Source organism: Streptomyces shenzhenensis, from assembly GCF_021462265.1.
GTDB lineage: Bacteria > Actinomycetota > Actinomycetes > Streptomycetales > Streptomycetaceae > Streptomyces > Streptomyces shenzhenensis.
This window is the reverse complement of the sequence record NZ_JAJONF010000002.1, coordinates 33,135-47,707: the sequence shown is the minus strand read 5'-3', so window position 1 is coordinate 47,707 and position 14,573 is coordinate 33,135. Positions and strand designations below refer to the sequence as shown.

The following is a 14,573-nucleotide window of genomic DNA, read 5'->3' as shown; positions in this document are numbered from 1 at the left end:
CCGCGCCGCCGAGTCCGGTGCCCCGGTCGGCCCCGGCGCCGAGGACCGTCATGTCGTACGGGCGCCGGGCAGGGATCCCGCGGCGGTGACCGTCACCGGGGCGCTCCCGATCCGGCTCCGGCCACCGGTCCGTCGAGCAGGGTGGCGACGGCGGCGCGGAAGACCCCGAGGCGGTCGGCGGCCTCGGCGGCGGAGATGCGCGGCTCGTAGACGGCGACGGGCCTGCCGTCCGGCAGGAAGTCCAGGGGGTCGCTGCCGAGGTGGGCCAGCGCGCCCACGCCGAGCGCGGTGGCGTCGGGCAGCGTGGACACCTCGACGGGGCGTTGCAGCAGGTCGGCCTGGGTCTGCATGAGCAGGGCCGACCGGGTCAGGGGGCCGTCGACGCGAAGGGCGGTCAGCGGGGTGCCGAGGTCGGTCCCGGCGGCCTCGGCGAGTTCCACCACCTGCGCGGCAAGGCCCTCGCACAGGGCCCGCACCAGGTGCCCGGGGCCGGTGTCGAGGCCGAGCCCGGTGAGCGAGCCGCGCAACTCGCCGCGCCACCAGGGGGCGGCGAGGCCGGCCAGCGCGGGCACGAAGGTGACCCCGCCGGTGTCCGGGACGGCGCCGCCCACCCGGTCCAGGTCGGCGGCGCCCGAGATCACGCCGAGGCCGGTGAGCCAGCGGACGGCGGAGGCGACGGTGTGGACCTGGCCGTCCAGGCAGTAACCGGGCTCTCCGGCGAAGCGCCAGGCGACACAGCTGACCAGTCCGGAGGTACTGCGGCGGGGTGTGTCACCGGTGTGCGCGAGCAGGAGGGCCCCGGTGCCGTAGGTGCACTTGGCGGCGCCGGGACCGGTGATGCGCTGGGCGAGGAGGGCGGCCTGCTGGTCCGCGGCGAGACCGGTGAGCGGGATCTTGTCCCCGAACTCCCTTGTGCTGCCCACGAGTTGAGCGTTGTCGACGATCTCGGGGAGGTGTTCGGCGGCCAGCCCGTACAGGTCGAGGGCGCGGGCCGACCACCGCACCCGGTCCAGGTCGAGGAGATGGGTGCGGCCGGCGGTGGCGGCGTCGGTGACGAAGGCACCGGTGAGCCGGTGGACCAGCCAGGCGTCGGTGGTGGTGACGACGCCCTCGGTGGTGAGGTGGCGGCGGATCCACGCCATCTTGGGCGCGGCCCCGCGGGGGTCGGGCGGAAGGCCGGTGAGAGCGCGTAACTCCTCGGCGTGCGCGGCGAGTTCGGTGCAGACCGGCTCGGCCCGGCGGTCCTGGTGAACGATGGCGCCGGTGAGCGGACGCCCGGTGCCGGGATCCCAGGCGAGGACGGTCCCGCCCTGGTTGGCCAGGCCCAGCGCGGTCACCGGTTCGCCGGCCTCGGCGAGCGCCCGGCGGCCGGCGACGAGCACCGAGTCGTACAGCTCGACGGGGTCGGTCTCGACCCGGCCGCCGGGCAGCTGCCGGGGCCCTACCGCGGCGAATCCGGTGCCGATGACGCCCCGTTCGGGACAGATCACCAGGGCCTTCGTGCCGGACGTGCCCTGGTCGACTGCGAGCACCGGACCTGTCATCGAGCCTCCCTGACGATCACTGCGCGACAGCCTGCCCCAGTGGTGAGGGGCAGCACAAGCGCACACGGGTGCGACCGGCACGAACCTCCGCGCGAATACGGCAGGATGAGCGGTTGCACAACCGAATGGGAGGTAACCGGTGAACCGAGCGCTCACCGTCGATGACCTGGTCCTGGCCGGGATCGCCCTCGCGGCGGGCCTGTTGCTGGCCTTTCTGTCCCGTGGCATGCTGCGCTGGCTGGCCGGACACGCGAAGCGGACGCGCTGGAGCGGTGACGACGTCATCGTCGACGCGCTGCGCACGGTGATCCCGTGGGCGGCGCTCGCGGGCGGCGCGGCGGCCGCGGCGGCGGTGCTGCCGTTGACCAAGACGGTTCAGCACCACACCAACCAGTGCCTCAAGGTGCTGCTCATCTTCGCCGTGACGGTGTCGGCGGCGCGGGTGATCGCCGGGCTGGTGCGGTCGGTCACCCAGTCCCGCTCCGGCGTGGCCGGTTCGGCGACGATCTTCGTGAACATCACCCGGGTGCTGGTGCTGGCGATCGGCTTCCTGGTCATGCTCCAGACGCTGGGCATCTCCATAGCGCCCCTGCTCACCGCCCTGGGGGTGGGCGGTCTCGCGGTCGCGCTCGCCCTCCAGGACACCCTGGCCAACCTCTTCGCGGGCGTCCACATCCTCGCTTCCAAGACCGTCCAGCCGGGCGACTACATCCAGCTGAGCAGCGGCGAGGAGGGGTACGTCGTGGACATCAACTGGCGCCAGACGACAGTCCGCCAGCTCTCCAACAACCTGGTGGTCATCCCCAACGGGCAGCTGGCGAAGACCAACATGACCAACTACACGCGTCCCGAGCAGCAGTTGACGGTCCTGGTGCAGGTGGGTGTGGGCTACGACAGCGACCTGGACCAGGTCGAGCGGGTCACGCACGAGGTCATCGCCGAGACCATGTCCGAGATCACGGGGGCGGTCCCGGACCACGAGCCCGCGATCCGCTTCCACACCTTCGGGGACTCACGGATCGGCTTCACGGTGATCCTGGGCGTCGGCGAGTTCAGCGACCAGTTCCGGATCAAGCACGAGTTCATCAAGCGCCTGCACCGCCGCTACCGCGAGGAGGGCATCCGCATTCCGGCCCCGGCCCGCACGGTGGCGCTCCAGCAGGGGGCCGTGGTGATCCCCCAGCAGCGCGTCACGGACGAGCTGCCCGCGGGTCTGCCGCACACCGAGTAGGAGCGTCCTGAGGATCTCGAAATCGCGCCCGGCTTGCCCTGCTCGCAGTGGTTGACGTTCACCAGCGATGCAGGGCGAGCCGGCCGGCCGGAGCAGGATCTCCACCGGTCTCGTCCGGCGCCCGCCCCCCGGTTCGGGTGTCACGGGCGCGCAAGACACCTCTCGATCCGACACGGCGTCACGGTTCGCTTCCCTGGTCCCGTTCCTGGACCGGATACCCGATCTCCAGCGCACCTGACGCCTCCAAGCCGGGACGACTCCGCCCGGCGGAAATCCCCTCTGCGGGTCTGCACGGTCGGACCTGATTGACCACGGGGTTTCCCCGGCCCATCGCGCTCAGCGCCACCGAATGGTGTCGGCAGGGAACCGGCCGTCCGATGAGTGCGCGTGCGGGGTGCCACTCGCGACCGTTCGGGTGCGGGCCTCTCGGTTGAATTGTGATAGCGGCTGAACGTGTTGCCATCTCGTCGATTGATCCGACATGAATTACTTCCGCTTATATTCCGGTAACACTTACGCGAACGACATTCGCGCCCCGCCCGAAGGAGCCCTGATGCGTCCGAGCATCTCTCGTGCCATCCCCATTCTCATGGGAGTCACCCTCGCCCCTTTTGGCGTAGTCACGCCGTCCGCTGTCGCACAAGGCGCCCCACCCGGGCCTGACCTGCTCGGCGTGTCGCAGTCGCCCAATGCGCCCGCCGGCCCGGTGGCCGGCGCTCCCTCCGCCGAGGCAGGCGGAACCCCTCATCCCCCCAGCCTGGCACTGGTCGTGAACGTGCCCAGTTGCAGCGAGAGCGACCTGCAAAGCGCGATCGGCGCTGTCGCCGCAGTGGGCGGCACGGTCAACCTCAAGGCCGGCTGCACCTACACCCTCACCGATGCCACACCGCCCAATGACGACAACGGACTGCCGGTCATCACGAACAACGTCACGATCAACGGAAACGGCGACACCATCACCCGAGCCGCAACCGCCGCCAATTTCCGTTTCTTCGAAATCAACGGCCCCCATGGAAACCTCACTCTGAACATCCTGACCCTCAGCAACGGTCACGCGTCCGGCGGCCTTGGCAACGGCCGGGGCGGCGCCATCTGGCTCGCGGGCCCAGGTTCGGCGGTGACGCTGAACAGCAGCAGACTCACCGGCAACACCGCCGACACCTTCGGCGGGGCCATCGACAACGACAACGGCGCGGTGAGCGTCAACACCAGCACGCTCTCCGGCAACCGGGCGAATAATGCCGGCGGGGGCGTGTTCGTCAGCCCGTTCGGAGGTTCCGGCACGGCGGCCTTCAACGCGAGCAGGATCACCGGCAACCACGCGACCGTCCTGGGTGGCGGGATCGCCGCCGCCGTAGGCACGACGGTGACGGTGAACGTCACCCCGGTCACCGGCAACGACGTCACCGGTACCACTCCGCAGGGCGGCGGCATCGCGGTGGCCGGAACGATGACGGTGAACGCGAGCGGGGTCACGGGCAACACCACCACCGGTACCAACGCCCAGGGCGGCGGCATCTTCAACACCGTCGGTACGGTCCGGATCACCAGCAGCCCGGTCAACGGCAACACCGTCAACGGCACGAACTCCCGGGGCGGCGGCATCTTCAACACGGCCTCCGGCAGGGTGGTTCTCACGAGCAGCCAGGTGACCGGCAACCGGGCCCTGGGAACGGGCGCGGCCGGCGGCGGCGTCTTCAACGCCAGCGGCACGGTGACGCTGATCGCCAGCCGCATCACCGGTAACCAGCCCGACAACTGTGGCAGCCCGAGCACCGTACCCGGCTGCTCCTAGAAGGCTCATGAAGATCTCGGTGAGGGGTCGTCCGGCCGTGGGCCGGGCGACCCCTTGGTCTGTGCAGGAGCGGGGTTGATCGTCCGGGTGCCGTCTGTGCGGGTGAGTCCGAGATCGACAGGGGAGGGTCGCTGCGCGAATGCCTCGGCGACGGCCCGGCGGAAAGCCTGCGCTGCCGGTGGCAGCGGGTTGCGCCCGAGCAGGCAGATCTGTCTGGTGACCGCGGGCTCCGTCAAGGGGCGGACCGTCACTTCCTGGAAGCCGAGGAGTGGCAGCACGGCCTGTGGCATCGCGCTGACTCCGATGCCTGCTGCCACCAGCCCGGCCACGGTCGCTACGCCTCGTGCTGTCACCAGCGCACGTGGAGGTGTGCCGGCAGAAGCAAATCCGAAGTCCGTCAGCACTCGGACACCGGTTCCAGGCTGCAGTGCGACGAATGGTTCACGGCTCAGCTCGGCCCAGGTGACCTCGCGCAGGGCAGTCAGGCGGCTGTCCGGCGGCATGACGGCGACCAGGGAGTCGGTGGCGAGCACCTCGACGTCATAAGGACCGGTGAGCCGTGATGCCTCTTCGGCGTCGCAGACCGCCAGGTCGGCCTTGCCGGTCTCCAGCATGGTCACACCCTCCGCGGCCGGCATGTCGAAGACCGTCACCGAGCGGCCGGGGTGCCCGCGGGTGAACCCCCGCACGGCGGCGGGCAGCACGGTGGCCGCCACGGAGGGAAGCGCGGCGATGGCGACCTCACCGTTCTCACCTGTCAGATAGCCGTTCCACTGCCTCTGCCCGCGCTCCGCGGCCGCCAGGACAGCGCGGGCGACCGTGAGGTAGGCATGGCCGGCGTCGGTGAGCTCGACCGCCCGGGTGGTGCGGGTGAACAGCGTGGCGTTCAGTACGCGCTCCACCAACGCCACCGTCCGCGACACCACTGGCTGACCGATGTGCAGCTCGCGTGCAGCCCGGCTGAAGGAGCGGTGCCGGGCGACAGCATCGATGACAGCCATCTGGGACAACGAGATATCCATGCCTTCAAAGCATAGGTTTATGCGGGATCAATGTCTTCTCGATGCCAAGTGTCCACCCTAGCGTGAGCGAAGCGGGCCAGGGACGACTGGAAGTTCCTGCGCCGGACTCGAGGGAGGTGGATGACATGACTATGGCGGACCGGGCGATCGCCGCGACGCGGATCGCCTGTGGAGCCGGATTCTCCGGTGACCGGTTCGAGCCGGCAGCCGACCTGCTGGACCGCGGTGACTTGGATTACCTGGTGCTCGAATGCCTTGCCGAGCGGACGATGGCGGCCGGCGCGCTTCGCCACCTCAGCGATCCACTGGGCGGTTACGACCCGTTTCTGGAGCGCCGCCTGGCCCCGCTGCTGCCCGCGGTCGCCGAACGCGGCACGAAGGTGGTGACGAACCTCGGTGCGGCCGATCCCGCCGCGGCGGGCAGGGCCGCCGCCCGACTGGCCCGTCGGCTCGAGCTCGACCTGGCCTTCGCCGTGGTGACCGGCGACGAGGTGACAGACGCTCTCGATCCCCGTCTGCCCGCTCAGGAGGACGGACGGCCCCTGGCCGATCACGGCCGGCTGATCTCGGCTCACGCCTACCTCGGAGCGGATGCGGTACGGGCAGCCCTGGACGCCGGCGCCGACGTGGTCATCACCGGACGTGTCGCGGACCCCTCGCTGTTCGTCGGCTGCCTCGCTCATCACCGTGGCTGGGATCTCGGGGACGCCGACCAGGTCGCGCACGGCACCCTGGTCGGGCACCTGCTGGAATGCGCGGGCCAGGTCACCGGGGGGTACTTCGCCGATCCGCCGTTGAGTGAGATTCCCGGTCTCGCTCATCTCGGCTTCCCGGTCGCCGAGGTCACCGATACCGATGCCGTGATCACAAAGCTTCCCGGCACCGGCGGCAGAGTCGATGCCGCGACGGTCGCCGAGCAGCTCGGTTACGAGATCGGTGACCCGGCCCGCTACCTCACCCCCGACGTGCACGCCGACTTCAGCGCCGTCACCGTGACGGATCTCGGTGGTGACCGGGTCCGCGTCAGCGGGTCCAGAGGCCGTCCGGCGCCGGCGGACCTGAAGGTCAGTGTCGGTTTCCAGGGCGGTTTCCGATGCGAGGCGGAGATCGACTACGCGGGGACCGGCGCCCGGCGGCGCGCCGAACTGGCCGCTGCGGTCGTGCGCGAGCGGACGCAGGGTCTCTTCCGCCACCTCCATGAGGAACTGCTGGGGGTGGACCCCATCGCGCAGCACGACGGTGCGACCCTGCCGGGGTCGGGCCGGTGCAGGCTGTCTCTGGTCGCGCAGGCCGATGACGCCGCAACGGCCGCACGGCTCGGTGAGGAAGTCACCGCGCTCTACACCAACGGTCCCGCCGGCGGAGGCGGAGTCCGGGTGACCACGGAGCCCGTCCTCGGCGTCCTGTCCAGCACCGTGAGCCGGAAGGCCGCCGCTGCATCGATCGACCTGCTGAGGAGTGGCGCATGACGGCGGCGACCGTTCCCACCGTCATCCTGCGCCTGCTGGCCCACGCCCGCACCGGAGACAAGGGCCGCACGCTGACCGTGGCCGTCGTCGCCCGGCACGCAGCCGACTACCCCGCTCTGCGCGACCACCTGACGCCGGCAGTCGTGCGCGAGCGCCTCAAAGGCCGCGTCACCGGCGCCGTCCGCCGCTATGAGATGCCCAGCACCGCGACCCTGCTGTTCCTGTGCGAACGCGATCCCACAGACACGGTCACCACGTCGCTTCACCGCGACCGGCACGGCAAGACGCTCTCCGGCGACCTGCTGGATCTTCCCGTCCCCCTCACCCAGACCGACCGGAACCAACACTCGGAAGCACCATGACCTCACTCCCCGGCCGTCACCTGCGCGAAGCACGGGAAACGCTGCAGGTAAACGGACAGGCACGCACGATGACAGTCCTCGGCCAGACGGCGGACCGTCCGGCACCCGTCGTTCTCCTGCTGCACGGATCCAACCAGACAGGGGCGAAACTGCGCGCCTTCACCGGCCGTGCCTTCGATCGCCTCGCCGCTGACCACGGAGCCGTTGTCGCCTACCTCGACGGGTACAAGCACCACTGGAACGACGCCCGGATCTCCAACCGGTTCGCAGCCCGCACCGAGGGATACGACGACGTCGCCTTCACACGCACCGCCATCGACCGGCTCGTGAGTCGTTACGGCGGCGATCCGTCCCGTGTCCACGCCATCGGATTCTCCAACGGCGGCCAGATGGTGATCCGGCTCATCCACGAGGTACCGGACCTGCTGGCCGGAGCCGCAGTCATCTCCGCGACACAGCCTGCGGAGAACAACTTCGCCCCCGACGACCCTCAGGACAAGCCCCTGCCGGTCATGCTCGTGCACGGCACCAAGGACCCGCTCGTGCCCTTCGAGGGTGGCATGGCGAGCATGTGGGGCTTCAAACCCCGGGGCCTTGGGCTGTCGGCGGCACAGACCGCGCGCTACTACGCGCAGCGCAACAAGATCACTACAGCACCTGTCGCGGAGAGCATCGCCCCTGCCGGCCGCGAAACCAAGACGTCCGTGGAAGCGGTCCACTACCGCCGGCCCGGGCACGCCCCCGTCACCCTCTACACCGTCAACGGCGGCGGCCACACCATCCCCGGAACCCGTAAGGCCCCGTTCGTCATGGGACGAACCGACATGACCTTCGACACTGTCGCGGCGGCGGCCGACTTCTTCCACCTCTCCGCCGGCGCCGAGCGCCCCGCCTGAACCCGACGCCCGAGGAGCCGACGTGAAGATCTTTCTGACCGGTGCCGGCTACCTCCGTGGTGCACTCACCGAACACTTGATCAACGCCGGACACCACGTGGACGCGCCGGCCCGCCTCGTATCCGAACCACGTGTGGTGGGCGGCCCACGGCCGGACGACCCCTCGCCAAGATCTTCATGAGCCTTCCAGGGCACGAATCGGCTCCTGATCAAGCCGGGTGGACGGGGTCGCCGAGGGTCTCCGGGCCCGGGCCGGCGTGTCGTCCCCGGTCCTCGCGTCGCCGCTTTTCTCCCCCGCGGAGAAGGGACGCGCGAGGGCCGGGGACCCCGGGGCCGGTACGGTGACCGCGCCGAGCCGGGCGGCCGGGGCCGTCCGTCCGGTGCGATGTCCCAGGGCCCGCCCCTTTCGCTCGTACGCGCCGGACGGCCGGTCCGGCCTCCGGTCGATGGCGGCCCGTTCGTCATGACCACCCTTTTGGCCGATCCGGTTGCCCGCCGTACGACAAACGGTCTGCCGAGTCACGAACCCCTGTCGAGCCCGGGCCGATCACGAGATATCTTGATGTCGAGCAATGTTGCAGACGTGGAGCGGAGCACCCGGTGACTGACTCGACCATCATCTACACCTACACAGACGAGGCCCCGGCCCTGGCGACGCATTCGTTCCTGCCGGTGGTCCAGGCGTACGCCTCGCAGGCCGGTGTCGCCGTGGACACCCGCGACATCTCGCTGGCCGGACGCATCATCGCCCACTTCCCGGAGTACCTGAACGAGGACCAGCGCGTCCCCGACGCGCTGGCCGAGCTGGGCGACCTCGCCAAGACGCCCGAGGCCAACATCGTCAAGCTGCCGAACATCTCGGCGTCGATCCCGCAGCTGAAGGCCGCCGTCGCCGAGCTCCAGGGCAAGGGCTACGCGCTGCCGGACTACCCGGACGACCCGAAGACCGACGACGAGCGCGAGATCCGCGCCCGCTACGACAAGGTGAAGGGTTCCGCCGTGAACCCGGTCCTGCGCGAGGGCAACTCGGACCGCCGCGCCCCCGCCTCGGTCAAGAACTACGCCAGGAACCACCCGCACCGCATGGGCGCCTGGTCCGCCGAGTCCAAGACCAACGTGGCGACCATGGGCGAGAACGACTTCTGCTCCACCGAGAAGTCCGCGGTGATCTCCGAGGCCGGCGCGCTCAGGATCGAGCTGGTCGCCGAGGACGGCACCACCACTGTCCTCAGGGAGTCCGTACCGGTCCTCGCGGACGAGGTCGTCGACGCCTCCGTGCTGCACGTCGCGCAGCTCAACGACTTCCTGGCCGCGCAGATCGCCCGTGCCAAGCAGGAGGGCGTCCTGTTCTCCGTGCACCTGAAGGCCACGATGATGAAGGTCTCCGACCCGGTCATCTTCGGCCACGTGGTGCGCGCCTTCTTCCCGAAGACGTTCGCGAAGTACGGCGAGACGCTCAAGGCGGCCGGCCTCTCCCCGAACGACGGTCTGGGCGGCATCCTCAAGGGCCTGGAGAACCTGCCCGAGGGCGCCGAGATCAAGGCCTCCTTCGACGCCGAGATCGCCGAGGGCCCGGCCCTCGCGATGGTCGACTCGGACAAGGGCATCACCAACCTGCACGTGCCCTCCGACGTCATCGTCGACGCCTCGATGCCGGCCATGATCCGCACCTCCGGCCACATGTGGGGCCCGGACGGCCAGGAGGCCGACACCCTCGCGGTCATCCCGGACTCCTCCTACGCCGGTGTCTACCAGGCCGTGATCGACGACTGCCGGGCCAACGGCGCCTTCGACCCGTCCACGATGGGCTCGGTCCCGAACGTGGGCCTGATGGCGCAGAAGGCCGAGGAGTACGGCTCCCACGACAAGACCTTCGAGATCGCCACCGCCGGCACGGTCCGCCTGGTCGACGCGGCCGGCGACGTCGTGCTCGAACAGCCGGTCGCCGCCGGTGACATCTTCCGTGCCTGCCAGACCAAGGACGCGCCGATCAGGGACTGGGTGAAGCTGGCCGTCACCCGCGCCCGCGCCACCGGTGACCCGGCCGTCTTCTGGCTGGACGAGGGCCGCGCGCACGACGCGCAGCTGATCGCCAAGGTCGAGCAGTACCTCCAGGAGCACGACACCGAGGGCCTGGACATCCGGATCCTCTCCCCCGTCGAGGCCACCAAGCTGTCCGTGGAGCGCATCCGCCGCGGCGAGGACACCATCTCCGTCACCGGCAACGTGCTCCGTGACTACCTGACCGACCTGTTCCCGATCCTGGAGCTGGGCACCAGCGCCAAGATGCTGTCGGTCGTCCCGCTGATGGCGGGCGGCGGCCTGTTCGAGACGGGCGCCGGCGGCTCCGCGCCCAAGCACGTCCAGCAGCTGGTCAAGGAGAACTACCTGCGCTGGGACTCCCTCGGTGAGTTCTTCGCGCTCGTCCCCTCCTTCGAGCAGTACGCCGACTTCACCGGCAACACTCGCGCCAAGGTCCTCGCCGACACCCTCGACCGGGCCACGGCCACCTTCCTGAACGAGGACAAGTCCCCGACCCGTCGCGTCGGCGGCATCGACAACCGCGGCAGCCACTTCTACCTGTCCCTCTACTGGGCGCAGGAGCTCGCCAAGCAGACCGACGACGCCGAGCTCGCCAAGGCGTTCGCGTCGCTCGCCGAGACGCTCGGCGCCAACGAGCAGAAGATCGTCGAAGAGCTGCTCGCCGTCCAGGGCTCCCCGGCCGACCTCGGCGGCTACTACCAGCCCGAGAAGGCCAAGGCGGACGCGGTCATGCGCCCGTCGGCCACCTGGAACGCGGCCCTCGCGGCCCTCTAGGCTCCAGCGGCGTCGCAGGCCGCCTCGCGCTGTCTCCGTCCCGGCAGGCCTCCCGCCCGCCGGGACGGAGCCATGTCAGGACCTGCCACCCCGGCCGCGACGGCACCGGCTCCGCCCGGCGGGAGCCGGCAGGGGCCGGCCACCTCCGAGAGAGGTGACCGGCCCCCGAGCCGGCGGACGGGATCAGCTCAGGCCCAGGTTCGACAGCGCGGTCGTCCAGTCCGTGACGATCGCGTCCTGCGCGTCGGCCAGGGTGACGGTGCCGGCGCAGACGGCCTTCTTGAGCTTGTTCTCGACGGTGTCCTTGTTGGCCGCGGTCTTGGTGCCGTACTCCGGCTCGGGCCAGAGGTTGAGCTCGCTCTTGGGGGCACCGCCGAGTTCGAGGGGGACGAAGTGGTCCTCCTCGTAGTCCGAGGTGCTGGTGTCCGTGTAGCCGTACTCGACGATCTGCGTCTTCTTCAGCGCGGTGGTGTAGGAGCTGGACGGCCGGACGGTCGCGGTCCATCCGGAGACGCAGATGGTGGAGCCGATGGTGGACTGGGTGACGTCCGGGTTGAAGTCGCCGGGCTGGCAGCTGGGGTCGGGGAGGGGGAGGTAGGCCTGGCTGCAGCTCTGCGCGTGCGCGGTGCCGGCCGCGACCGTGAGGCCGGCCGCGGCGAGGGCGAGGGAGGACAGGGCGGTGACCACGGAGCGGGATATTCGGGGCATGGGGGATCTCCCGGAGCGGTGCCCGGCAGGAGTTCCGGGCGGTCGTGAGCATGACAGCACCGGGATCATCTATGCGGGTAGACTTCTTTACCGGTCACGAAGATCCCTTTGTTGAATGTTTGAACAGCACGGGAGCGGCGCAGAGCAAGTCATGGACCGCCCTTGGTTGCCGTCGCCGCTCCCGCGACGCGGTGACGGCCCACCCCAGGGCCCGGTGACGGCCCGCCCCCATGGACGTGGCGGTCGCCCCCCACCGCCCCCGGACCTGACCCTGCGCGTCGGCGCCGCCCGCGCCGCGTGACGTACTCGAACCCGATCCCGCGCCCTGCCACTGACCACACCCGGGAGCCCGCCCGTGTCCCAGCCGTCGTACGACCTCCTGCCCGGCGCCGCCGAGTCGCCGGTGATCCTGCATGTGCCGCACTCCGCGCGGGCGGTTCCGGCCGCGGTACGCGCCGGGATCGTGCTCGACGACGCCGCGCTGGAGCGGGAGCTGGACCACATCACGGACGCGCACACGGCCGAACTGGCCGAGGCGGCGGCGAATCTCGCCGGGGTGGCCCCCTGGCGGTTCGTCAACCGGCTGTCGCGGCTGGTGGTGGACCCGGAACGGTTCCCGGACGAGCGGGAGGAGATGCTCGCCGTCGGGATGGGGGCCGTGTACACGCGGACCACGCACCGGGGGGTGCTGCGGAACGAGCCGTTCGATCCCGGGCCGTTGGTCGAGCGGTACTTCCGGCCGTACGCGCGGGCGATGACGGAGGCCGTCGCCGGGCGGCTGGCAGCGACCGGGCGGGCCGTGGTGATCGACGTGCACTCCTATCCGAGCCGGGCGCTGCCCTACGAACTGCACGGGGCGGGGCCGCGGCCGCCGGTGTGCCTGGGCACGGACGCCTTCCACACGCCGGCCCGGCTGACGCAGGCGGCCCGGGAGGCCTTCGCGGGGTGCGGGGAGACGGGGCTGGACAGCCCGTTCGGCGGAACCTATGTGCCGCTGGAGTTCTACGGGACGGACGCGCGGGTCGACGCGCTGATGGTGGAGATCCGGCGGGACCTGTACATGGCCGAGCCCGGCGGTCCGGCGGGCACGGGAGCGGACCGGCTCGCCGCCGCCCTCGCCGCGCTCGTGGACGCCGCCGGCCGTTGACCCTCCGGCCGGAGCACTTTCGAAAGGACAGGGGGCGCGGGCCGTACGACCGCCGGGACATGCCCACGGAGTTCTCCACGCGCGTGACCCCGCAGACCACGTGGACGGCCGCGCCCGCGGCGGCGGGGCCCCTGCGGGCGGTCCACGAGGCCCTGCCGGGGAAGCCCTGCCACCGGTCCAGGAAGCCGCGCCGCCGATGCGGGAAGCCCCGCCACCGGTCCAGGAAGCCGCCGCCCATACGGGAGGCTGCGCCCCCGACCCGCACCTCGCGTTCGGCAACGGCCCGCACCGCCGCACAGGCACGGTCCTGGCCCGGCTGCGGACCGGCCTCCTGGTCGATGCCCTCCTCGACCGCCTGCCGGGACCGCGAGCCGCGGTCCCGGCCGAGGGCGTGGAGTGGCCCGCCGGACGATGATCCGGCGCCACGGGCGCTGCCGGTCAGCTGGTGCGGGTGGCTCCGTCAGGACGCGGCCCGGTTCAGGCCCGCAGCCACTCCGTCACGATCACGTCGGCGCCTGTGCTCAGGCGCAGTGCGAAGGGGCCGGTGGGCGGGGTGGTGTCGGCGAACCGGCCCATGGGGTCGACGGTGAGCGGGCGGGCCGAAGCCGGGCCGTCGAGCACCTCGATGCGGGCGGACTGCGGGGGCAGCAGCTGGCCGAGCAGTCCGTCGCCGGTGACCTCGACGTCCACGGTCAGCTCACCCGCCTGGAAGGTCAGCATCCGGGGCGGGTCCTGGACTCCTCTGACGGGGATCGCGTCGGTCAGGGAGTCGAAGGTCAGCTCGGCGACCCGGGCGTCCAGGTCGTGCAGCAGATAGGCGTCCATGGCCAGTTGGAGCAGCCCGGCCGGAAGCGGGTCGAGGACGGCGGCCGCGCGGCGCAGTTCCTCCTCCAGGAGGTCCGCGTCGAAGTCGACGGCGGCGCTGTCGGCGCTCTCGTCGAGGCCCTGGTCGGGCGGGAAGTCGTCGTCGCTCACATCGCACCCCTCGCGTCGAGCCGGGCCCGCAGCCGGCGCAGACAGCGCTGGCGCAGCGGGCCGATGCTGCCCACGGCGATGCCCAGCGCGACGGACACCTCGACATAGCTGGGCGGCGGCGAGGCCATCAGCACGCGCAGCAACTGCCGGCACCGGTCGCCGAGTTCCTCGAACTCCTGCCACAGCAGACGGATCCGCCGGGCCTCGTCCGCCTGGTCCTCCGCGTCGATCAGGGACTGCTCGGGCGTACGGTCCTCGCTGGCCCGGTCGAGAACCTGCGGATCGTCGGTCGGCAGCAGCCGGGTCAGGTTCCGGATCACCTTCAGGCACTCGTTGCGTGCCGTGCTGGCCAGCCAGGAGCCCGCCTTGTCGGGCTCCCGGATGCGGCCCAGGTGCTGGGCGAACCGGAACCACACGGTCTGGTACACCTCGTGCCCGTCGGCGTCGGAGAGCCGGTGCGCGCGCACCACGGACCACACCAGCGGGCTCAGCCCTTCCACGAGCGCCTTCCAGGCCGCCGCGTCGCCGTCGACGGCCGCCTGGACCAGCGCGCCGACCTCTGCTCGGTCCACGGTCCCACCCCTCGTGTACGGCAAGTCATCGTACG

At 70.9% G+C, this 14,573-nt stretch carries 12 protein-coding genes and 1 pseudogene; 8 read left to right on the top strand and 5 right to left on the bottom strand.

The features are described from left to right. Positions 1 to 92: 92 nt before the first annotated feature. Positions 93 to 1,544 (bottom strand): FGGY family carbohydrate kinase, encoded by a 1,452-nt coding sequence (locus LQ326_RS02780; RefSeq protein WP_234531994.1) that lies wholly within the window; start codon positions 1,542 to 1,544, stop codon positions 93 to 95. A gap of 139 nt (positions 1,545 to 1,683) precedes the next feature. Here LQ326_RS02780 and LQ326_RS02775 point away from each other — a divergent pair, with 139 nt between their 5' ends. After that, the gene (locus LQ326_RS02775; RefSeq protein WP_234531992.1) at positions 1,684 to 2,775 is read left to right on the top strand and encodes a mechanosensitive ion channel family protein; all 1,092 of its coding nucleotides are present in this window, start codon (positions 1,684 to 1,686) and stop codon (positions 2,773 to 2,775) included. Positions 2,776 to 3,256: 481 nt separating this feature from the next. After that, entirely contained in the window at positions 3,257 to 4,570 is a 1,314-nt protein-coding gene (locus LQ326_RS02770) for a hypothetical protein (protein WP_234531990.1), read from the top strand. Positions 4,571 to 4,575: 5 nt separating this feature from the next. Here the strand turns inward: LQ326_RS02770 and LQ326_RS02765 are convergent, their stop codons facing one another. Beyond that, positions 4,576 to 5,592, bottom strand: a complete 1,017-nt coding sequence (locus LQ326_RS02765) for a LysR family transcriptional regulator (protein ID WP_234531989.1) — start codon at positions 5,590 to 5,592, stop codon at positions 4,576 to 4,578. Between the two features lie 125 nt (positions 5,593 to 5,717). On the opposite strand from LQ326_RS02765, the gene LQ326_RS02760 reads away from it, so the two are divergent. The 4 genes from LQ326_RS02760 to LQ326_RS02745 all read left to right on the top strand — a co-directional run bounded on the left by LQ326_RS02760 (position 5,718) and on the right by LQ326_RS02745 (position 11,136). Then, a complete protein-coding gene (locus LQ326_RS02760; RefSeq protein WP_234531988.1) occupies positions 5,718 to 7,061 on the top strand; it encodes an acyclic terpene utilization AtuA family protein in 1,344 nt (447 codons plus the stop codon). Then, a complete protein-coding gene (locus LQ326_RS02755) occupies positions 7,058 to 7,423 on the top strand; it encodes an AtuA-related protein (protein WP_234531987.1) in 366 nt (121 codons plus the stop codon). Before LQ326_RS02760 ends, LQ326_RS02755 begins: the two co-directional genes overlap by 4 nt. 68 nt (positions 7,424 to 7,491) lie before the next feature. Further along, positions 7,492 to 8,319, top strand: coding sequence for a CE1 family esterase (locus tag LQ326_RS02750; RefSeq protein WP_234531986.1), 828 nt, complete (start codon positions 7,492 to 7,494; stop codon positions 8,317 to 8,319). Between the two features lie 600 nt (positions 8,320 to 8,919). After that, positions 8,920 to 11,136, top strand: a complete 2,217-nt coding sequence (locus LQ326_RS02745) for an NADP-dependent isocitrate dehydrogenase (RefSeq protein WP_234531985.1) — start codon at positions 8,920 to 8,922, stop codon at positions 11,134 to 11,136. Between the two features lie 183 nt (positions 11,137 to 11,319). Here LQ326_RS02745 and LQ326_RS02740 read toward each other — a convergent pair whose 3' ends face one another. Then, positions 11,320 to 11,844 carry a hypothetical protein gene (locus LQ326_RS02740; RefSeq protein WP_234531984.1) on the bottom strand — a complete coding sequence of 175 codons (525 nt, stop codon included), beginning with the start codon at positions 11,842 to 11,844 and terminating at the stop codon, positions 11,320 to 11,322. Positions 11,845 to 12,199: 355 nt separating this feature from the next. Between LQ326_RS02740 and LQ326_RS02735 the strand changes: the two genes are divergently transcribed. Both LQ326_RS02735 and LQ326_RS02730 read left to right on the top strand, forming a co-directional pair. Then, entirely contained in the window at positions 12,200 to 12,991 is a 792-nt protein-coding gene (locus tag LQ326_RS02735; protein ID WP_234531983.1) for an N-formylglutamate amidohydrolase, read from the top strand. 253 nt (positions 12,992 to 13,244) lie between these two features. Then, positions 13,245 to 13,437 (top strand): annotated as a pseudogene (locus tag LQ326_RS02730) (cytochrome P450); the annotation flags it as partial. 31 nt (positions 13,438 to 13,468) lie between these two features. Here the strand turns inward: LQ326_RS02730 and LQ326_RS02725 are convergent. Together LQ326_RS02725 and LQ326_RS02720 are read right to left on the bottom strand one after the other, a co-directional pair. Then, positions 13,469 to 13,966 (bottom strand): hypothetical protein, encoded by a 498-nt coding sequence (locus tag LQ326_RS02725; RefSeq protein WP_234531982.1) that lies wholly within the window; start codon positions 13,964 to 13,966, stop codon positions 13,469 to 13,471. Next, the gene (locus LQ326_RS02720; RefSeq protein WP_372496709.1) at positions 13,963 to 14,562 is read right to left on the bottom strand and encodes an RNA polymerase sigma factor; all 600 of its coding nucleotides are present in this window, start codon (positions 14,560 to 14,562) and stop codon (positions 13,963 to 13,965) included. Before LQ326_RS02720 ends, LQ326_RS02725 begins: the two co-directional genes overlap by 4 nt. Between the last annotated feature and the right edge of the window lie 11 nt (positions 14,563 to 14,573).